The sequence below is a fragment of the Polaribacter batillariae genome, assembly GCF_017498485.1.
Lineage (GTDB): Bacteria > Bacteroidota > Bacteroidia > Flavobacteriales > Flavobacteriaceae > Polaribacter > Polaribacter batillariae.
Genome location: NZ_CP071795.1, coordinates 2,603,042 through 2,623,862 on the forward strand (window position 1 = coordinate 2,603,042; position 20,821 = coordinate 2,623,862).

General features: G+C 31.4%; 17 protein-coding genes and 1 tRNA gene. 5 read left to right on the top strand and 13 right to left on the bottom strand.

Features of this window, described 5'->3' with window-relative positions; translation table 11 throughout:
• Positions 1–13 precede the first annotated feature (13 nt).
• Together JL193_RS11500 and JL193_RS11505 are read right to left on the bottom strand one after the other, a co-directional pair.
• Positions 14–721, bottom strand: coding sequence for a serine hydrolase domain-containing protein (locus tag JL193_RS11500; RefSeq protein WP_207970938.1), 708 nt, complete (start codon positions 719–721; stop codon positions 14–16).
• 324 nt (positions 722–1,045) lie between these two features.
• Positions 1,046–1,117 (bottom strand) — tRNA-Gln (locus JL193_RS11505).
• 168 nt (positions 1,118–1,285) lie between these two features.
• On the opposite strand from JL193_RS11505, the gene JL193_RS11510 reads away from it, so the two are divergent.
• Positions 1,286–4,396 (top strand): glycosyltransferase family 117 protein, encoded by a 3,111-nt coding sequence (locus tag JL193_RS11510; protein WP_207970939.1) that lies wholly within the window; start codon positions 1,286–1,288, stop codon positions 4,394–4,396.
• 6 nt (positions 4,397–4,402) lie between these two features.
• The gene (locus tag JL193_RS11515; protein ID WP_207970940.1) at positions 4,403–5,029 is read left to right on the top strand and encodes a polysaccharide deacetylase family protein; all 627 of its coding nucleotides are present in this window, start codon (positions 4,403–4,405) and stop codon (positions 5,027–5,029) included.
• A gap of 81 nt (positions 5,030–5,110) precedes the next feature.
• On the opposite strand, the gene JL193_RS11520 is transcribed toward JL193_RS11515, so the two are convergent.
• The 3 genes from JL193_RS11520 to JL193_RS11530 form a co-directional block, all read right to left on the bottom strand.
• Complete coding sequence (locus tag JL193_RS11520; RefSeq protein WP_207970941.1) at positions 5,111–5,404, bottom strand: thioredoxin family protein; 294 nt, start codon at positions 5,402–5,404, stop codon at positions 5,111–5,113.
• Between the two features lie 80 nt (positions 5,405–5,484).
• On the bottom strand, positions 5,485–6,714 hold the full coding sequence (locus JL193_RS11525) for a metallophosphoesterase (protein ID WP_207970942.1): 1,230 nt from the start codon (positions 6,712–6,714) through the stop codon (positions 5,485–5,487).
• Between the two features lie 82 nt (positions 6,715–6,796).
• Complete coding sequence (locus JL193_RS11530; protein ID WP_207970943.1) at positions 6,797–8,095, bottom strand: IS1380 family transposase; 1,299 nt, start codon at positions 8,093–8,095, stop codon at positions 6,797–6,799.
• Between the two features lie 125 nt (positions 8,096–8,220).
• On the opposite strand from JL193_RS11530, the gene polA reads away from it, so the two are divergent.
• Both polA and JL193_RS11540 read left to right on the top strand, forming a co-directional pair.
• Positions 8,221–11,076: a DNA polymerase I gene (polA, locus tag JL193_RS11535; protein ID WP_207970944.1), complete on the top strand. Its 2,856-nt coding sequence runs from the start codon at positions 8,221–8,223 to the stop codon at positions 11,074–11,076.
• A 1-nt stretch (position 11,077) separates the two neighbouring features.
• The gene (locus JL193_RS11540; protein WP_207970945.1) at positions 11,078–11,455 is read left to right on the top strand and encodes a hypothetical protein; all 378 of its coding nucleotides are present in this window, start codon (positions 11,078–11,080) and stop codon (positions 11,453–11,455) included.
• Between the two features lie 206 nt (positions 11,456–11,661).
• On the opposite strand, the gene JL193_RS11545 is transcribed toward JL193_RS11540, so the two are convergent.
• Positions 11,662–11,952: a helix-turn-helix domain-containing protein gene (locus JL193_RS11545; RefSeq protein ID WP_207970946.1), complete on the bottom strand. Its 291-nt coding sequence runs from the start codon at positions 11,950–11,952 to the stop codon at positions 11,662–11,664.
• A gap of 1 nt (position 11,953) precedes the next feature.
• On the bottom strand, positions 11,954–12,124 hold the full coding sequence (locus tag JL193_RS17255) for a type II toxin-antitoxin system RelE/ParE family toxin (RefSeq protein WP_367890013.1): 171 nt from the start codon (positions 12,122–12,124) through the stop codon (positions 11,954–11,956).
• 1,319 nt (positions 12,125–13,443) lie between these two features.
• Between JL193_RS17255 and JL193_RS11555 the strand changes: the two genes are divergently transcribed.
• On the top strand, positions 13,444–14,193 hold the full coding sequence (locus JL193_RS11555) for a LytR/AlgR family response regulator transcription factor (RefSeq protein ID WP_207970947.1): 750 nt from the start codon (positions 13,444–13,446) through the stop codon (positions 14,191–14,193).
• Positions 14,194–14,234: 41 nt separating this feature from the next.
• Here the strand turns inward: JL193_RS11555 and JL193_RS11560 are convergent, their stop codons facing one another.
• The 6 genes from JL193_RS11560 to JL193_RS11585 all read right to left on the bottom strand — a co-directional run bounded on the left by JL193_RS11560 (position 14,235) and on the right by JL193_RS11585 (position 20,614).
• Positions 14,235–15,296 carry a sensor histidine kinase gene (locus JL193_RS11560; RefSeq protein WP_207970948.1) on the bottom strand — a complete coding sequence of 354 codons (1,062 nt, stop codon included), beginning with the start codon at positions 15,294–15,296 and terminating at the stop codon, positions 14,235–14,237.
• Positions 15,297–15,664: 368 nt separating this feature from the next.
• Positions 15,665–17,011, bottom strand: coding sequence for a TlpA family protein disulfide reductase (locus JL193_RS11565; protein WP_207970949.1), 1,347 nt, complete (start codon positions 17,009–17,011; stop codon positions 15,665–15,667).
• A 216-nt stretch (positions 17,012–17,227) separates the two neighbouring features.
• Positions 17,228–18,100, bottom strand: coding sequence for a phage tail-like protein (locus JL193_RS11570; RefSeq protein WP_207970950.1), 873 nt, complete (start codon positions 18,098–18,100; stop codon positions 17,228–17,230).
• Positions 18,101–18,245: 145 nt separating this feature from the next.
• Positions 18,246–18,818: a hypothetical protein gene (locus JL193_RS11575; RefSeq protein WP_207970951.1), complete on the bottom strand. Its 573-nt coding sequence runs from the start codon at positions 18,816–18,818 to the stop codon at positions 18,246–18,248.
• A 28-nt stretch (positions 18,819–18,846) separates the two neighbouring features.
• Positions 18,847–19,029: a hypothetical protein gene (locus JL193_RS11580; protein ID WP_207970952.1), complete on the bottom strand. Its 183-nt coding sequence runs from the start codon at positions 19,027–19,029 to the stop codon at positions 18,847–18,849.
• A gap of 34 nt (positions 19,030–19,063) precedes the next feature.
• Positions 19,064–20,614, bottom strand: coding sequence for a T9SS type A sorting domain-containing protein (locus JL193_RS11585; protein WP_207970953.1), 1,551 nt, complete (start codon positions 20,612–20,614; stop codon positions 19,064–19,066).
• Positions 20,615–20,821: the final 207 nt, after the last annotated feature.

Here is a 20,821-nt window from a genome sequence, read left to right on the forward strand (position 1 = left end):
GATTTTTTATGAATTAATGTGTTATTATCCAGCGCATCATTAAAAGGGCTAAATCTTTTAAATTCGAAACGAGTCCTGCCGAAGATGAATAGCCATAATCAATAAAACCACTTTTAAGTCCATTATTTAAAATATATGGTTTTGCAATTCTTGCAATTTGAGTGGAATCTTTTAGTAAAAAAGTGTTTTTAAGTTTCAATGGAATTAAAATTTCTTTTTTCATTATTTCTGAAAAAGATTTTCCTGAGACTTGTTCGATAACATGGGTTAAAAGTCCAAACCTCGAACTGTAATAAAATGTCTCTCCAACATTTCCTTGCGAGGTGTGCGATAAAATGTGTTTTACTAGAATTGAATCTCCAAGTACAGGGTTTGGAAAGAATTTATTAATTGGTTCGTTAAGAGATAGTTTTTCTTGCTCAACGAGTTTCATTATAATCACTCCAGAAAATACTTTTGTTATAGAAGCTATGGGAAACAATACCAAAGAATCTAATTTGGTAGCCTTTTCTATATCTGCCACTCCAAAATGTTCTTTATAAATATTGCCTCCATTTTTAGTAATGGAAACAGCAAGCCCTGGAATTTGAAAATACTCCTTTAGCTCTAAGAGTTCAGAAGTAAATTGTTTGTTTTGGTTGTCGATTTTAGTTTGTTCATTCTTTTTAGCACAAGATAAAAATAAGACTAGAAAAAATAAAATGTTAAAAAATGGCTTCATTTGTTTTGCGTATAGAATATTTTTTAGTTACAAAAACGGTATTCGTTTATTGATTTTTGCTCAAAAATATTTTTGCTAACAAAATTAAACAATTCATTAAACAATCGGAAGTACTAATGCATCAGCCTAAACCTTTCAAAGCGAAAATTAAAGAATATAAATTACAGTTTAGAGGCGTTAGCAATATCGATTTTTTTCTTAAGCTTACTAATGTTTTTATTTTTATCTGAATAAAAAACTGCAATTTTTGTCTTAACTCGATATAAAACGTATTCTTAAAAACAAAAAAACACTCAAAAATCAAATGATTAAGAGTGTTTTTAGTTGGCCTACAAGGACTCGAACCTTGAATGTCGGTACCAAAAACCGGTGTGTTGCCAATTACACCATAGGCCAATGCTTTAACGCGGGTGCAAATTTAATGCATTCTTTTAAATCTACAAACATTTTTTTATAATTTTTGACTTTAACAAAGTTTTAAGAACATTAAAGCTTGCAATAAAACACTTAAATAACTATTTAAAAATAATTATTATTAAATTCGCCACATATTATTTGTTCGTTATGACATCAAAAAAATTTAAGAAGTGGAACATCATTTTAGGGTGGGTTACATTCGCTATTGCCTTAATAACCTATACATTAACTATAGAACCAACAGTTAGTGCTTGGGATGTTGGAGAGTATATCTCTACTGCTGTAAAGCTAGAAGTTGGGCATCCACCTGGAGCACCATTATTTCAAATGTTAGGGGCGTTTTTTGCTATGTTTACTTCAGATGTTTCCGAAATTGCAAAAATGGTAAACTTTATGTCTGCTATCGCAAGTGCATTTACCATTCTTTTTATGTTTTGGACCATCACAAACTTAGGAAAAAAACTAGCTTTAAAATCAGGAAAACTTACAGATGGCACTTACATCGCAATTTTAGGAAGTAGTGTTGTTGGTTCTTTGGCTTACACTTTTTCAGATAGTTTTTGGTTTAGTGCAGTAGAAGGCGAGGTGTATGCAATGTCTTCTTTTTTAATGGCACTTCTATTTTGGTTAGGTTTAAAATGGGAAAAAGAACTTACTACCCCAAGAGGAAATAAATGGCTAATTTTAATCAGTTTTGTAGTTGGCTTATCTTTTGGTGTTCACATACTTTCTTTGTTGGTAATTCCAGCAATTGTAATGTTGTATTTCTTTAAAACCTATAAAAACATCAACTTAAAAACCACAGCAATTGCAACCATTTTATCGGTTGTTGTTTTGGCTTTCGTTTTTAAATTTCTATTTCCTTTTACATTAAAATTCTTTAGTGCATCCGAACTGTTTTTTATAAACACAATAGGTTTACCATATAATTCAGGAACAATTATTGCAGGAATTATTTTAATTGCACTGTTTTTCTTTGGTTTAAAATATACACGCAAAAAAAACAAAATACATACAAACACCTTAATTTTATCTGTATTATTTATTATGATTGGTTTTTCTTCTTGGTTAATGTTGCCAATTAGAGCCAATGCCAATACAACTATTAACGAGAACAACCCTTCAAGCGCCCGTGAATTATTAGCTTATTACGAACGTGAACAATATGGCGATGCCAACATTTTTTATGACACGTATTATTCCAATACATACAATAACGAGCAAGATGCATCTCAACCATTTAAAGACGATAAACCAAAGTACGAAAAAAAAGACGGTAAATATGTTATCGTAAATCAATACAAAAACGTTAATAGAAATTGGTCCGATAAACACAAAGGTTTTATTCCTAGAATGGTAGATCCTGCATCAGAAAAAATGTACAAAGCAATAGCAGGAATTCCAAAAAACAGCAAACGCAGACCTACATTTGCCGAAAACATCAAGTTTATGTTTAGTTATCAATTTGGATATATGTATGGGCGTTATTTTATGTGGAATTTTGTAGGAAGACAAAACGATATCCAAGGAAGGTTAGATATTTTTAATGGAAATTGGCTTAGTGGTATCGATTTTATTGATGAAGCCAGGTTAGGTTCTCAGAAGAAATTACCTACCCAAGTATTAGAAAATAAAGGGCGAAATACATATTACTTCTTGCCACTAATTTTAGGACTTATTGGACTGTTTTTTCAAATTAAATGGGATAAGAAAAATTTCTTTACCCTCTTTTTATTTTTTGCTTTTACCGGTTTTGCCATTATTTTTTACACAAACCCAAAACCTTTTGAGCCAAGAGAAAGAGACTATGCAGTGGTGGGTAGTTTTTACATTTTTGCCATTTGGATTGGTTTTGGCGTTTTAGCTTTGTACGAATATTTAAAGCAATTTGCGAACAAAAAAACTGTTGCAATTGCAGTTTCTGTTATTTCGCTATTAGCAGTTCCAACTTTAATGGCTTCCGAAAATTGGGATGATCACGACAGGTCTAACAGATATACCACACGTTTAAATGCACAAGCATATTTAGAAAGTTGCGATCAAAATGCCATTATGTTTACCATTGGCGACAACGATACATTTCCACTTTGGTACATGCAAGAAGTAGAAGGCATTAGAACCGACGTAAAGTTGGTAAATACCAGTTTATTTGCTACAGATTGGTATATAGATCAAATGAAACGTGCCACTTACAAAGCACCTCCAATTCCGTCTCAATTAACTCACCAAGATTATAAATACGGTAGTTTAGACGTTGCCTATTTCTTTGAAGAATTAAGAGCAATTCCTAAAGATTCTGCAATCGCAATTAAAGATTTTATGCGCTGGATGCAGAGCGACGATAAACGCACTTTTTATGATTTAGATGATAATGGCATTCCTGAAAAAATGTTGCCAACCACTAAAATTAGAATCCCTGTAAACAAAGAAAATGTTTTAAAAAGCGGTATTGTTGCACAAAAAGACGCCGATAAAATTGTAGATTATATAGACATTACAATAGACAGAGCTATTGCTAAAAACCGTATTTTAATGTTAGACATTTTAGCCAATAACGATTGGAAACGCCCTATTTATTTTACGGGTGGCGCAAATGCAGATGAAGAATACATTTGGCTAAAAGATTACCTGCAATTAGACGGTTTGGCCTTTAAATTGGTACCTATTAGAACGCCAATTAAGTTCGAAGACGAAAGTGGGCAACAAAGAGAATTAAGTCTGTTTGATATTGGGCGAATAGATACCGAAAAAATGTACAACAACATTCAGAAATTAGAATGGAGAAACATTAATAGCGGAGAAATTTATTTAGACGAACAAACCAAAAGAAATGCCATTTCTTTAAGAAATAGTTTAATGCGTTTGTCGGAAGCATTTGCAAAAGAAGGCGATACAATTAAAGCCATTGAAGTTTTAGACTTATCTTTAGACAAATTACCAATAGAAAAATTCGATCATTACAGTTTATCTTTAGGATATCCAGAAATGTATTACAAGTTAAAACAACCAGAAAAAGCAAGAGAAACCGCAGAAACCCTACTTAAACTTTACAAAGAAAAAGCAATTTGGTTTAGTACGTTTAATATCGAAGACTTAACTGCTATCGAAGAAGAGTTCCAAAGAACATTTTACATTTTAGATTCTCTGTTAAACGACTTAAAGAATTACGATAAAGATGCAGAGTATGTTACAAAACAAAAGCAAGCTGTAGATAATGTATTTAAACTTTTTACTGATTTGCCGCCAGATGAAGAATAATTTTTTATGAAAACATATTTCCCCCGAACGCCAGCTTTTATTGCGAGAATTTTCTCTAAATATACCTGGCGTTTTTCTTCTGATAAAAAGGAAATATACCTCACTTTCGATGATGGCCCCACACCAGTTATTACCGATTTTGTATTGGCTGAATTAAAAAAGTACCAGGCACAAGCCACTTTTTTTTGTATTGGAAAAAACATAAAAAAATATCCAGAAATTTTTAAAAGAATTATTTCTGACGGACATTCTATTGGAAATCATACTCAAAACCATTTGAACGGCTGGAAAAGTAAAAATAACATTTATATTGATGACTTTTTAGAATGCGATAAAGTATTGCAAGAGAAAACAAAACTTTTTCGTCCTCCATATGGAAAAATAAAAAAAAAGCAAGCATCAGAAATTTTTAAAAGAGGCTATAAAATTGTCATGTGGTCCGTTTTATCCGCAGATTTCGATACTGCTATTTCTGAAGAAAAATGCCTGCAAAATGTTTTAAAAAATACTAAAAACGGAAGCATTATTGTTTTTCACGATAGTGTAAAAGCAGCAGAAAAGTTGCGCTATGCATTGCCCAAAATTTTAAAAGAATTCTCTAAAAAAGGGTTTGTGTGTAAATCTATAAAATAATAACTGTTCTGTTTGAGCTCTTTTATCTTTTGGAAAAGAGATAAAAAACGAGTAACAAAAGTTAGAAATAGCTCCTAAAAACTAAAAGTATTCTTTAACCTTACCAATTAACGTTTTAGCGTCTTGAAAACCTGTTTGGCGCCATTTCATTTCGCCGTTTTTATAAATCATAAATGTAGGGTTTTCTTTGATGTGCAAAGCGTCTGCTAAAGTTTTGTTCTTTTTAATATCGATCTTTATTACTTTGGCTTTATCACCCAAAACAGTAGCAACGTCTCTTAAAATTTCTATACTATTTTCTGCTTCGTTCCATTCTGTATAAAAATCGATTAGAACAGGTATATTAGCACTAATTAATTCACCAAATTTTGTCATAAATAAATTTTTTAAGGGGAGACAACGCATCAATTACTCAATTCTTAAACAAAGATAAGAATTCTTAATAAATTAAAGGGTTATACGCCTTTTTTCAATTCGATTACCGTAATTTCTGGCCAAATTCCAACACGTCCAGGAAAGGCATGATATCCAAAACCTCTATTTACATTAATATACCTGCCAGCTTCTTCGTACAAACCAGCCCATTGTTTGTAAACATATTTAGACGGGCTCCATTTGAGCCAACCAGGAATTTCGATGCCCATTTGCAAACCATGAGTATGCCCACTTAAGGTTAAATGATAATTAAAATCGTCTTTTTTTACTTTGTATTCCCAATGACTTGGGTCGTGAGTCATTAAAATTTTAAAGTCTTCTTTACGAACATTTGCAGATGCTTGTTGCAAGTCTCCTTTTTTCATAAATCGTCCTTTTCCCCAGTTTTCTACCCCAAGAAGTGCTATTTTTTGTCCGTCTTTTTCTAAATAACGGTTTTCATTTAGCAGCAAATCGAAACCAATTTTTTTGTGAATGTCTTTTATTTGTTGAAAATTATCGATTTTATCTTGCGGATTTTCCCAATCCATATAATCGCCATAATCGTGGTTTCCTAAAATAGAAAACTTACCTTCTTTGGCTTCTAATTTGTCGAAAACATCCATCCAATCTTCCATTTCATCCGCTTTATTATTTACAATATCTCCTGTAAACAACATAATATCCGACTTTTGTTCGTTTATTAAATCGACTCCGTATTTTATTTTTTCTTTATTTGTAAAACTTCCAGAATGGATATCAGAAATTTGTGTAATGGTAAAACCATCGAACGCTTCTGGCAAATCTTTAAAAGTTAAGCTATATTTTAAAACTTTATAATTGTACTTTCCTTGTATAATTCCGTAAATAAAAGAGGCAAAGGGTATGGCTGCAATGCCCAAAGCTATTTGAGATATAAATTTTCTTCTACCGGCCAAAGGCTTTGTTTCTCCAGGTAAAATTGCAGAAATAGCTTTTAAAACCCACCTATAAATATCTTCACCAAAGAGCATTAAAATTATTACTAATTTAGGAATCGTAACCGTTAATAGTAAACCCATTGCCATTTGAAACTGGGGTGTTTGCCCATTACCTCTATCGTACATTAAAAATGTTAAAAAAAAATACACATACACACCAACACTTGTCGTTAAAAATAAAAAACGAACGAACTTGCTATTAGAAATGGTTTTAAATGCCTGAAAAGTGTAAATTTCTAAGACAACAATTACAATTAATAAAATAATAAGTGGAATTAACCAACGTGGCATAAAATAAATTTAAAATATTTACCAAAGATAATGCTTAAAATACCGATTGAATTTTAATACGATGTTAAACCCGCATTATGCATTAGGAATACACAAAAGGAGGACTTAAATCATTAATTTGGGAGAATAAGCCATCCATCCAAGGTCTTTTTTTAGTGTTTAAAGCAATCTTTAAGACCTTTCTGTTAGCATGATTTACTGTCCAAGCTCCTAATGCAAAGCAATAGACTTTTAGGGTTTTTAAAGTTGCTCGATTATGATGATTTAAGGCAAAATGTCTAAACAAACTCATTAGGTTATAAGCCACCATAATGAATCTAAAGGAAGCCTCAGTTGCCCAAAAATCCTTTAAACAAAAGTTATCTAATCCAAAGTCTTCTTTGAGTTCTTTGATTCTGTTTTCACAATCAGCTCTGGTGTTGTAGATATTCCAAACTTGGTCTAGCGGTAAATCTAGATTGGTTACATAGCAACTAAAACGATAACCAGGCAGATCATCAAAAAGTAATTTTCCAGCTGCTTTTGGACGATCTTCTACTTTCTTTTTTATGACAATATAGCGCCTTGACTTACCATCTGTATGGTTAAAAATCATCTCATTAAGCTCAATTCCTTTTGTGAGTTCTATCCAATTATCCAAACCCCAAACTGCATTTTTTATATTTGGGTACATACGTGCTGCCATAATGTAATTGAGTTGTTTGCCTTCTAGATAATCTAATAAATCTTGTGTGTAAAAACCACTATCTGCACGAACTAAACCAACTCTTTTGTCCTTTAAAGCTTCATTGAAGGTTTCTTCCATAAACTCTTTACAGCTACTACTATCTGCTGTATTGCCTGGTCTTAACCAAGCATTGGCAACCATTCTGGTTTGGCTTACAAAGGCCATTAATGGGTAATGTGAGTTCCTGCCTTTTTTATTGGGATTATAACCTTTTGCGCTACCTTGTTGCTCTCCATATCTTGTAATAACTGTGCTATCAAAATCTATAGTTAAGTTGTCAACATCTAATTGCTTGAAAAACCAATGTTGCAACTTTGGAAATACTTCTGTATTGCGCTTTTGAGAAAACTTGCCAAAAAAACGACTATAGGTACTTTGTGATGGCATACGATTCCATCCAAAAATATCTTGCAATGTGCTATCATAACGTAACCAATCACAATGGATATAACGAGAAGCTCCTGTCCAAATACTCAACCAAAAAGCTTCAGTTATATGTGCAGGATTATAACCTGCATTAGAGCTTGGTTGAGGTAAATCTAATTGTGCTAGTTGTTCTCTAATTTCTGTTTGATCAATAAAACGCTTCATTAAGCTCATCCCTCCAAAAGGGGTGACTTTCTTACTTGAATACTCAATAGGGAGATTAACCATTTGGGTTATGTGTTAAATTCGCTATAAAGCTAATAATCATAAGCGTTTATACAAAATTTTAAATCATCTATTGCATAATTCAGGTTAAAGTTTCGTAGCTTTAGCACTCCATTAAAATCGATACAATGCAAGACCAAAAAAGAGTATTTTTAGTTGATGCTTACGCATTAATTTTTCGCGGATATTATGCCTTTATAAAAAACCCAAGAATTAATTCTAAAGGTTTAGATACCTCTGCAATTATGGGTTTTATGAACTCGCTTTTAGATGTTATAAAACGAGAAAGACCAGACAAGTTAGCCGTTTGTTTTGATAAAGGTGGTAGTACAGACAGGGTAGAAATGTTTGAAGCCTATAAAGCCAATAGAGATGAGACACCAGAAGCAATAAGATTGGCAATACCATATATTATGGAAATTTTAAAAGCGATGCACATACCCATTATGGTAAAAGAAGGTTTCGAGGCAGATGATGTTATTGGAACACTTTCTAAACAAGCAGAAAAGGAAGGTTACCAAACTTTTATGGTTACTCCAGATAAAGATTTCGCACAATTGGTGTCCGATAATATTTTTATGTATAAACCACGTTTTGGTGGTGGTTACGATATTTGGGGCGTGCCAGAAGTTTTAGAAAAATTCGAAGTTACAGATCCTTTACAAGTTATCGATTTTTTAGGAATGATGGGCGATTCTTCCGACAATATTCCTGGGTTGCCTGGGGTTGGAGAAAAAACAGCGAAAAAATTTTTAGCGGCCTATGGTTCTATGGAAAATTTATTAGCAAACACACACGAGCTAAAAGGAAAAATGAGAGAGAAAGTAGAAGCAGCCAAAGAATTGGGCTTGCTTTCTAAGAAACTGGCAACCATTATGTTAGATGTACCAGTAACTTTTAATGCAGAAGATTTTGAGCTAGACCAACCAGATATCGAAAAAGTAACCGAGATTTTTAACGAATTAGAGTTTAGAAACTTGTTAACGAATTTCTTAAAAACTTTTGCTACAGAAACCACTACAAATACCTCTGGTGTTATTTCGACAGAAATAGAGAAATCACAAAAAGAGAAAACTCAACCTAAAAAAACAGCTTCTAATACGAATGGTCAATTTGATTTATTTGCTACGCCTGGAAGTGGAAATGTTTCTAAAGCAGATGTTGCATCTGGTTTTAAAACGATTAAAAATACCAATCATTTTTATCAACATGTAAACTCTTCTTTATCCAGAAAATTATTACTTCAAAAATTAATGCAACAAAGTTCGGTTTGTTTCGATACAGAAACCACGGGTTTAAAAGCTTTGGAAGTAGCATTAATTGGCATCGCTTTTTCTTATGAAGCCGGAAAAGGATATTATGTTTCATTTCCAGAAGATCAAGAAGAAACAAAAGCGATTTTAGAAGAATTTAGACCCTTTTTCGAAAGTGAAATCGAGAAAATTGGTCATAACTTAAAATACGATATTAAAGTTTTGTCTAATTATAACATGCCTGTAAAAGGAAAATTATTCGACACAATGATTGCGCATTATTTAATCAACCCAGATATGCGCCATAATATGGATGTTTTGGCAGAAACGTATTTAAACTATCAGCCAGTTTCTATTACAGAATTGATTGGCAAAAAAGGAAAAAACCAACTTTCTATGCGAGTAGTGCCAATTGCAGACCAAACCGAATACGCTGTAGAAGATGCAGACATTACTTTTCAACTCAAACAATTATTTACAACAGAATTAGAAAGCGGAAACGTAACCAAATTATTTAACGATATCGAATTGCCATTAGTTTCCGTTTTAACAGCTATGGAAATAGAAGGGATTAATGTAGATGTCGCTTTCTTAAAACAATTATCTGTTGCGCTAACAGAAGATATCAATCGACTAGAAAAAGGAATTTACGAACAAGCAGGAGAAGAATTTAACATTGCTTCGCCAAAACAATTGGGTATTGTTTTGTTCGAAAATATGAAGTTGGTTAACAAACCTAAAAAGACAAAAACGGGCCAATATAAAACAGGCGAAGACATCTTGTCTTACTTAGCGAAAGACCATCAAATTATTAGAGATATTCAAGAATATCGTCAATATAAAAAATTACAAAGTACCTATGTAGATGCGTTACCGAATGAAATCAACCCAAAAACTGGAAGAATTCATACACAATATATGCAAGCTGTGGCTGCAACAGGAAGATTGAGTTCTAACAACCCGAATTTGCAAAACATTCCCATTCGTACAGAAAGAGGGAGAGAGGTTCGTAAAGCCTTTATTCCAAGAGACAAAAATTATGTATTGTTAGCAGCCGATTATTCTCAAATCGAATTGCGAATTATTGCAGCTCTAAGTCAAGAAGAAAATATGATAAATGCGTTTAAAAACGGCGAAGATATTCACGCTTCAACTGCTGCAAAAGTGTTTCAAGTTCCTATAGATAAAGTAACTCGTGAACAAAGAAGCAATGCAAAAACCGTAAATTTTGGTATTATTTATGGTGTTTCTGCTTTTGGTTTAAGTAATCAAACAGATTTATCGAGAAGCGAAGCAAAAGAACTCATAGATACGTATTATAAAACCTACCCAAAACTAAAAGCGTACATGGCATCTTTGGTCGATTTTGCGCGTGAAAAAGGTTACGTAGAAACGGTTTTAAAAAGACGTAGATATTTAAAAGACATTAATTCTAGAAACGCTGTTGTTAGAAGTGCCGCAGAAAGAAATGCTGTAAATGCACCAATTCAAGGTTCTGCTGCAGACATTATTAAGCTAGCCATGATAAATATTCACAAACGTTTTGAAGAAGAAAATTTTAAATCGAAAATGTTATTGCAAGTACATGATGAGTTGGTTTTTGATGCTCATAAAGACGAATTAGAAACAATTAAACCAATGATAAAGCACGAAATGGAAAATGCTTTTAAAATGGAAGTACCTTTAGATGTCGAAATAGATACAGGTTTAAATTGGTTAGAGGCACACTAGAATGAAAATAGATTATATAAACAATTACAATGGTCTTCAAGAAAATATAGTTCGCTTGTTTGATTCTAATAAAGCCGAAGCAATTTTATTTCGAGATTTATTAAAAGAAACAGTTATCGATCACAAACAGCGATTAGATTTATCTCAAGTCGATTTTATCGATACAGAAAATTGTAATTTAATTTTTGGCTTATTTAAGTCAGATGAAGGAATTCTTACCAAAGACAACAAAACATTTTTTTGTATTTTAACAATGGAAAGTTTTATAGAAATGGTAAGGCTTTTAGAGCCTTTTTGCAAAAAAGAATCGAAAGGATACCAATATTTATACGATGTAGATACACCAACCGATTTGTTGTTTGCACCGAATGCAAATTAATTGAATAAATAGTAAGTTTAAATTCTGTAATAAATCACCTCTTTTTCCTTTCTATTTCATAAAAAAAAAACGTAGCTAAGGCTATGCTTTCGTTTTTTTCTTTATATAAAAAAAACATTAATTTCTTTTCCAGTACAAACAATAACGGGTATAACAACGACTTGCGCTATTTTTCATATACATTATTGCCTACAGTACTTTTCACGTTAGTGTATTTCAATATTCAGATGCTTGCCAAGTCCCAATTCAATTAATTTGTAGTAAGTCGAAACTTGAATGTCGCTTAATCCACGTTCAATTCGCGATATGTAACTTTTTTTTGTTCCGGTTCTTTCCGCAAGTTCTTCTTGAGTTAAATTCGCCTCTTTACGAGCTTCTTTTAGCATAATTCCTAATCGAAAGGCAAGAGAATCCGCATCATATTTATCACGCTTTTCAGTTCCTTTTTTTCCGTATGTTCTTATGAGGATGTCCTCAAAATCAGTTATATTTTTCATATCAACCATTTTTATCTTTTAAATATTCCTTTTTCAGTTTTTCTGCAAGTTTAATTTCCTTTCGAGGTGTTTTTTGAGTTTTCTTTACAAAGCAATTTGCGAGTACAACTAAATTTCCATCATCTAAAAAGCACAAAATTCTTATGCTCTTAAAAGTTGTAATCACACGCACTTCATAAATTCCGTCTGTATTTTCAAGGTATTTAAAGAATTTTTTAGGTACTTATCTTTCAAAACGAACCAAGTCCAAAACATATCCAATCTTTATCGCGAACTTTTTCGTCTTGTGCTTTATAGAAGTTAGCGAAATATTCTTTGTATGCAATTACTTTTCTTACCACACATAAAGTTAACTAATTAGTGTACTAAATTCAAATAAAAGTTACAAAACTTGATGAAATTACGGGTTTACAGTACTTGTGGGTAACTTGTTTTAAAACCTGTAAATTTTCTTTATGATTTTTTCTTTTCTCTAAATTTTCCGAAGTTTTTATTAGACACTTTAAAAGAAGTAGAAAGTTACTTTAAATATTAAATGTTATAAACACATTTGGGGGGAGAAATATCAAAGCAACTTTACTACAAACTTTATAAAAGACAATACTGCTTACAAGAAGTAACACAAGGAAAACAATTATCTTTATTATAATACCCCTAGAACAATAAGTAGAAAATTGGTTCTTAGCAAATCGATATTCGATTTATAAGAATTTCCTTGTGTTTTAAATGTTAGACAAATTCTACAGTACAATAGTAAGTTTTTTACAAACAATCATAAAAAGAGAATTAATAAATGGTAGTATTTTACGATAAGTGTACTATTTTAAGACTTTAACTCTTCTTTTAATTCTTCTTTTAACTTTATAAGGAATTCTAATAAAAAGAAAAAAAAGATATTCAGATTCACAGCCATAGCATTTGTAAGCTTTGCTAAATGGAAATATTTTAAAAATTTTTTTTCTATGAATTCTTGTTTGTAAGTTACTGTTATTGCAAATAAGACACTTCATTTTAATAGTGTGTTTAGTGATATTTTTATTTAAAGTATTCGTTGTAAATTCTCTTATTATTTTAACTAGAATTTTAAATGAATTTCCATTACAATCAATTCATTATATTGTTCTAATAATTGGATAATGAATAGTATAAAATATGTATTACATCAAATTCACTTTTTTAAGTAAAAAAGTATCTTTTTCTTAAAGATTTAGAGGTAAAATTCTTTTACGCTCTTTAGGTAGTTTTTTGAGTATTTACTTTATAAAATATTCAAAAAAGTTGACGGTAAATAATTTGGTATTCATTAATAAAATATTTTAATTTTACACAAAAATGAACAATTATTACAAGCTTAAAAACAGTAAAGGTATAAGTGGTAATATTTAAGAATAAACGCTTGTATTTTTAAATGTTTATTGTACCTTTAAACTACTAAATTCTTTAGAGAAAACAACAAAAGTTGTATTACAATTCTTTGTAAAAAAATGCCAAATGAAAAAATATAAAGCACTTATTATAGATGATGATCTTAGCAATATTAATCTTCTTAAAATTTATCTAAATAAATTTTGCCCTATGACTGATGTGGTTGCAGAAGCATTGGATGTGAATGCAGGTGTTAGAGCCTATTTAGAAACAAAACCAGATTTGTTATTTTTAGATATTAATTTAGGTAACGACGATGCATTTAGTTTTTTAGATAGTATTGGTAAAACAAATGCTGAAATTATATTGATTAGTTCTCATACGTCTTATGGTGTAAAAGCGGTAAATTATAATGTAACAGGTTATGTGTTAAAACCAATAGATGTCGAAGAACTAAAAAAAATTATTCATAAAGCATTTTTTAATATTGAAACTAAAAATAGAGTTTTACAAGAAACAGATAAAGATGCTGAAGTAAAAAGAGAATTTCCTGACATGATTGCGGTGCCTTCTATTAAAAAAGTAGAGTTAATTTCTGTGGATTCTATAGATTATTTAGAAGCAGATGGTAAATACACTATTTTTCATCAACTTAATGAACAAACAAAAATAGCCAGTAGAAATTTGGGTGAATATGAAAAAATTTTAGATCCCAAAGTTTTTTTTAGAATTCACCATCGTTTTTTAGTAAAAACCAGTAGAATAACAAGCATTCATAAAACGGATGGGAATTATTGCGAACTGGCAAATGGTAAAACTTTGCCCATAGCCAAAAGAAAACAAGATGATTTTAATAAGTATTTAAGACTAAAATAGACTTTGTAAAAATTATGCATCGTCTATAAATTGAATTTATTTTATAAAGAGAGTGTAATAGTGGTTCCTTTATTTGGTTCACTAATTACATCTATTTTTATTTTTCCATCATGTAAATCGATCAGCTCTTTGCAAATTAAAAAGCCCAAACCAGTTCCTTTTTCGTTATCTGTGCCCAAGGTAGTAGTGATATCGCTCATTTTAAAAAGGTTTTTTACCTGCTCTTTTTTCATGCCTACACCATAATCTTTTATTTGAATGGTTGTAATTTCTGAATTATTTTTTACAATAATATCTATTACCCCTAAATTATAAGAATATTTAATAGCATTGCTATAGATATTATTAAGTATGGTTTTTAAACAATTTTTATCTGCATAAACATAATAAGCATCTTCAAAATAAACATTGGTAACAATTTTCTTTCTTTTAGCTAAAGATTCATAAGTATCTAAAGTTTCTACAATAATGCTTTCTATATTTAGTTGTTCTTCTTTTAAAATAATAGAGTTTTGCTGCACTCTAGACCATTCTAATAAATTTTTAGTCAAGTTGTAATTGTGTGTAGCATACTTTTTTATTGTGCTAATAAATTCTTTTTTTTCAGTATCCTTAAAAGTATCGAACTTTTTATCTAATAAATCTGTGTAGCCTAAAATAGCATTAAAGGGATTTATCAAATCATGTGAAATAATGGAAAAAAATTTTTGTTTGGTGGCATTCGCTTTTTCTAAATACTCGTTTTTAAGTTGAATTACACTGTTTCTCTTCAATAAAATTTCAGATACTTTTTTTTTACATCTGTACCGAAAATAAATTAAAAGCATTAAGATGGTCGAAATTACAATTATAGCGGCAGAAATAATATAAAACGTATTGTGTTCTTGTATGGCTTTAAGCTCTTGTATTCGTGCCTCTTGCTTCAAAAAAATATTTTCTTGAATCATTTTTTTAATTTCATATATTTTTGCGAATTCTAAGGTTGCATTTTGTTTGTTTAATTTATTGTTTTCATATAAAAGTTTTATAATACTATCTGCATATACAGCAACATTTTTAAAATCTTTGTAAACAGCTTTAGAGCTGCCTTTAATTTGTGCCACAATATTAAGTGTGTAGCATAAAAATACGATTATAAAAATACAGTTAAATTTAATTATTTTCATCGAAAATTAGTCGTTCAATCTACTATTTTGTTACGTAAAAATATCGTGTAGGGGGAGACAGAAATACTAACTTGAAGTATTTCAAGTGAATACTCTCTTTAGTTGGCTACAAATTAAATCTAATTATCAATAAATTTGTGATAGCAAGTAATAAGTGGGATATTTAAGTAGTAAGTGGTAAAATTTACTATTAAACCTTCAAAAGTAAATTAGTTTATGCTTTTTTAAAAAAAGTTCTTAGTGCACAAAACTCCACATTTTTTTTAGGTTTTGTTTAAATTCATTTTAGCAGTAAATAATATCATTTATAATTTATAGTTTATCCAAGCATCTACCTGAGCTAGAGACCTAGGATGAACCAGTATTTTCATGTCTTTATCTAATAAAAAGTAAGTTGGTGTAGCGTTTACATAATATTTTTTTGCTGCTTGGGTTTCCCAACCTTTATAATCGCAATAGGTTTGCCAAGGTACATTTTGGTATGCGGTTTTAAAAGCGGTTTGGTCTGTATCTAAACTGATATATACTACTTCTAATTTTTTTTGAGTTTTCCAAGTATCATAGTATTTTAGTAATTCTAATGCTTCTTTTTTACAATGGCTACACCAACTTGCGCCAAACACAAGCAATACAGGTTTTTTAATATCGCTTAATTGGGTAGTTGCATCTAATTGTATATTTGGTGCAGTATTCCCAACTTTTAAATCTTTATATTTTTGCATTGTATTGGCTAAGCTATCACTTAATACACATTGGTTTTTACTTAGCATTTGGTTCGATAAGTGCGCTGCTGCAGGGTATAAACTTCGCTTTTCGAAATATTTAAATAAATGTTCTGAAACGTTATTTAACAGGCTATTATTTTCTTTGAGGTTGTTAATTAAATAATCTGTACTTATATTCATTTGAGTAAATACACTATCTAAATTTTGCCCCATATTTTCTAGTAAAAAATAATGCCCTTCAATTAATTCTTTAAATAAACCGCTGGTTTTAAAGTTTGGGTTATTAAAATTAATGCTTCTAAATTCTTTTATGTCTTTAGGCAAACGTTCTCTGTAATTGTGTATGGTTTCTGGCATGTTATTTACCAATGTTTGTATGGGTAAAAACCAACGCAAATAACTATTTTTTGATACTAATTTTAAGGCATTGCTATTTACACGTTCTAAACGTTGTAGCTCTTTGTTTATATTTTTTAGTACCGTTTTTTGTGTTTTTAAAGTAGTTTCACGGGTATATTTTGGTTTTAGATAACGCCACGCTTTGTAAGCTTGTTTCGCTTGGGTATATGCTTTTGCATAATTTACAAATTGGTTATTTTCTGGGCTATTTATAAATTGTAAACTATCTGCTTCTTTTAAATGTGTGCCTGTAATTTGTGCTTTAGATGCTGTAAGTACAACAACCAAACTACTATTGTCTTGGGTTTTTAATACGCCCATGCCTTTGTAATCTTTTGGGTAATTTAGGCTAAAGTTGCCAAGGCTATCTGCAACCGTTGTTGCTAAATCTAATACTTTGTAATAGTTAAAACCAGCTAAGGTTATTTTTTGTCCTTTATGTTGTTCTAGAGTACCTTTTAGAGTTTGGGTTTGAGCTAACAGTATGTTTGTTAGCAATAATAATGTAATAAATAATGCGTTTTTCATTCTTTTATAACTTTACAAGGGGTCTTTTATAAAAAAGTTTAGGTAATAACTCCGACCGTGTATTTTTACGATGTTGTTAATATTTTTTCTTTTACACAGCAATTTTAAACAAGAAATAGTATAATATTTTGTACATACGATAAATGTGACTTTACAAAAACTGACTGCCCTAAGGACAGCCAGTTTAAGTTTAAATTGTATAAAGTACAAAGGATTTTACTTTTTAATGCAACGTACCGAGTACCCCTCCCCACGTCTGGTAGTACTGATGGTCGAACTAGCGAAAAAGCTGTACATGTAACGTGCTTCAGAACCACTTACTGTACTAGTCCAATAGAAGCCTTCGCTACCTGCAGCGAAAATTGTAGAAAGACTGCTTTCTCGGTAGCCTCCCGTCGTTAGTTTTAAAGCTGTAAAAGCACCATTTCTATCGTTGCTATTAAAATTTAATCGTTCTGCGTTTAGCTCTGCTTCTGTAGGTATTCTGTACCCTGAAGGACAAGGATCGTTTAAACCATTTTGCCATAAGCCATCTTCGCCTGCAAAATCTGTCCAGTTATTATCAGTTTGGAATGTGGTTTCAATAAAGTTACCATGTCCAGGGTTTGCACTTGTCGCTGTTACAGTTGTAGTATTAGAAGTTCTATTCTGGTGTCCATCTTTTGATCTACCCCATTGGTACAAATCTCCATAAGCAGCTGCATCATTATAATTTGTTGCCACTTGTGTCGCCCCCAAATTACGATCCATCCATACACGACCAGCAGTTCCTGCAAGATCTACGACTGCTGTTGTAACATCTTTACCATAATTTATAGATTGACCATTGATAACATTTACAAATTCGCTACCATTGTTTACAAATAAACTTTTGGGTGTACAATCTAAACAATACACTACCAAACCTTCTGCAGGTGTTGCTATGGCATTCATTTGTGCTTTGGTCATACGTGGGGGCAAAAACCCTTTTGTTGTACTTTCTACATCTAAAGCTGCAGAAGCATTTGGGTTTGTTGTGCCTACGCCTACTTGTGCAATACTTGTAAAACTTGTTGCTATAAAAGCAATGCTAAATAATATTTTTTTCATAATTTAAATGTTTACTTTATGTATGTTTTTTATTTACTTTTTTTTTTGAGAGTTGCTCTCGTTTTTTTTTGTTTTAATTGAAATTGCTTTTTATGAGATGCTTCGACAAGCTCGGAATAACAAAAGCAAAAGATTAATTATGTATTTAGAATTTTTTAATAATACCGACTGTTAAATATCTGTGAGTTCCCATATACTTTTCTGAAGCGAACCTGTAACCAAATTTAGCTGTAACTCCAAAACTTGAATTTTTAAACCATGCATTAATACCTGCAGACGGGTTAAAAGCAAAAGAGTCTTTAGAGTTGGCAATGGTGTTAGGCGCTTTTATATAATTGGCCCCTAGTGCTACAAATGGTACAAAGAAAGTACCTGTTTTAAATTTGTAACCCCCTTCTAAATTTGCAGAAAAGTAATTTACAGGATTGCTCCATAAGCCTGTTTCTTTTGCTACACTAAAAGAAGCACTTGCCGCAGTAAAAAAGTTAGATTTAAAAGTTCTAGCGACACCAACCGTAAGCCCTACATTAACCATATCTCCCAATCGATCTACATCAGCTTTTTGATCCCAACCAGCAATAACCCCAAAAGTGGCATCTACCGTCCAGTAGCTATTTCCTTTTTCAAAAAAACGAGCGTCGTTTTTGTTACCATCGGCTTGAGCAACCGCCAAAAGACTCATTAAAAAAGCGCATGTTGTAATAATTGTTTTTTTCATTGTATGTGTGTTAATATGTATGTTCGAATTAAAAATCAAAGCCTGTACCTGGATCATCAGGGCTTTGCGCTTGTGATTTTTGTGGGTTTAAAATCATGTAGGTACCTAAGGCAGTTAATGCCGCATATTTCCCATAATTACCAATTTTAGAAATAGCTTCTTTTCTTGTAATTTGATTTTTGTTTTCTGTTTGTTCTTTGTTTTCTTTCATCTTATATTTTTTAAAATTTAAAGTTTTTAAAAAGTTATTCTATAATTAACTTTTTAGTGTACTCACCTTTCTCTGAAACAATATTTACGATGTAAATTCCTGTTGCTAAATTTGTTGGCAGTTGAATGTCTTTTACTTGACCTGCAACAAATTGATTTGTAAGTATTTTTTTACCAGTAACACTGTACATTTTTAGAGTTGAATTATTCTGTGTGTTTAAACCTACAATTCTAAGAACGTTGTTTTGTGTTTTATAAATATTTATAGCGTTTGCTAAAGGGGCGTTTTCTGTATTTAGCACTTTACTAGAAGTGTATAAGAAAAAACGACCAATACCATTTAAACTTTTGGTTACATTTATTTTATGAGAAGTTTCTGTTAACTTTGCAAATGTGTTATTTTTTTTATCCTCTAAATAAACATCTACACCTTTTGGTAAATTATTTACAGAAACACTAAAACTTAATTCTTGGTTGGCTGCAGCTCTAACAGATAAAGGTATTGCTATGTTGCTATTTATGCTGCTAGTAGGTAAGCTTTGTATTGTAAAATCGATACCTTTACTATCTGATACTAAGTGAGTATCTAAAGAAAAAGTAGGTGTTCCGTCTTGATATGCGCCTGCATCGTAGCCAACATCTAAACCAGTAGTAGCTTCTTCTAAAAACTCGATGGTTGTTGATTTGCTAGCAGAACCATTAGAAACATACAAAGAAATTGTAGGAGTAGCGTTGCTTGTTTTATAAAAAGTTGCGGTACCATTTTGATGATTTTGCAAAGCTTTTGGAAAAGTAAATGTTTCGTTTGCACTTTTAGCCGCTACTAAAAAGGCTTGTCCTGGAGCTAATTGTAAAGCTGGGTCAGAATGTCTTAATGGCGCATAAGTAGTTCCATTCCATATATATAAAAAAGCAAAACTTGGGTCTAGTTTATCGATGTTTTCACTTAAAACATTTGCAACTGCGTTTGCATTGTTGTTAGCAGGTAAAAAAGAAGGATATGGGTTACCCACACATGCCCAAAAATTAGTTCCACTAGAAATTTTTGGTATCGATACAGTTACATCTTCATCTGCTAAAGCGCCCGTAAAAGTATAATTACCAGCAGTTGTTTTTTTCATACTATAACCAACACCCGACTCGAAATTAGCTAACGTTTCTTGATTTTCTTTTGTGGGTGCAGTGTTGTGGTAGGTCCACCTTTTTGTGGGGGTGTTTGTATTTTTATAATACGACACTCCATAATTACTAGATGCTCCACTTTGTGCTACATTATTGCTAGCATCTGCAATAAAATTAGAAACACTATAAGTTGCTACTGGAGCAGAGATTAAATGCCAATTGGTATCTGAAATATGGCGTTCGTAAGTGATGTTTCCTGTTGCATTTCCCTGAACAATAAAAGAACCACTTTTTGTGGCGTCAGATTCTACTGTTAAGTTTCCGACAACAGAAACATTGCTTCCTGCATATAATACACCTCCAGGCAGAGTTGTTATTTCCCCTCCTGATGCCACATGAAAGTCTTGAGACCATGCCACATTTGTGATTATTATGCAGAACATTAAATTCATAATTTTCTTCATAATTTATTTGATTTTGTGTTTAACAATGCCACAAAGGTCTTGTATATAAACGACGGGTAGTGTTTAGAATAAATAACTGGTAGATATTAGGAATAATTGGGAGTAAAGGGGTGTAAGCTTTTTTTAAGAAATGGTGTAAGCATTTTAAAACTACGTTAAAATAGAACTATGTCATATCAAATGTTTCATTTTTTGTAGTAAGTAAAA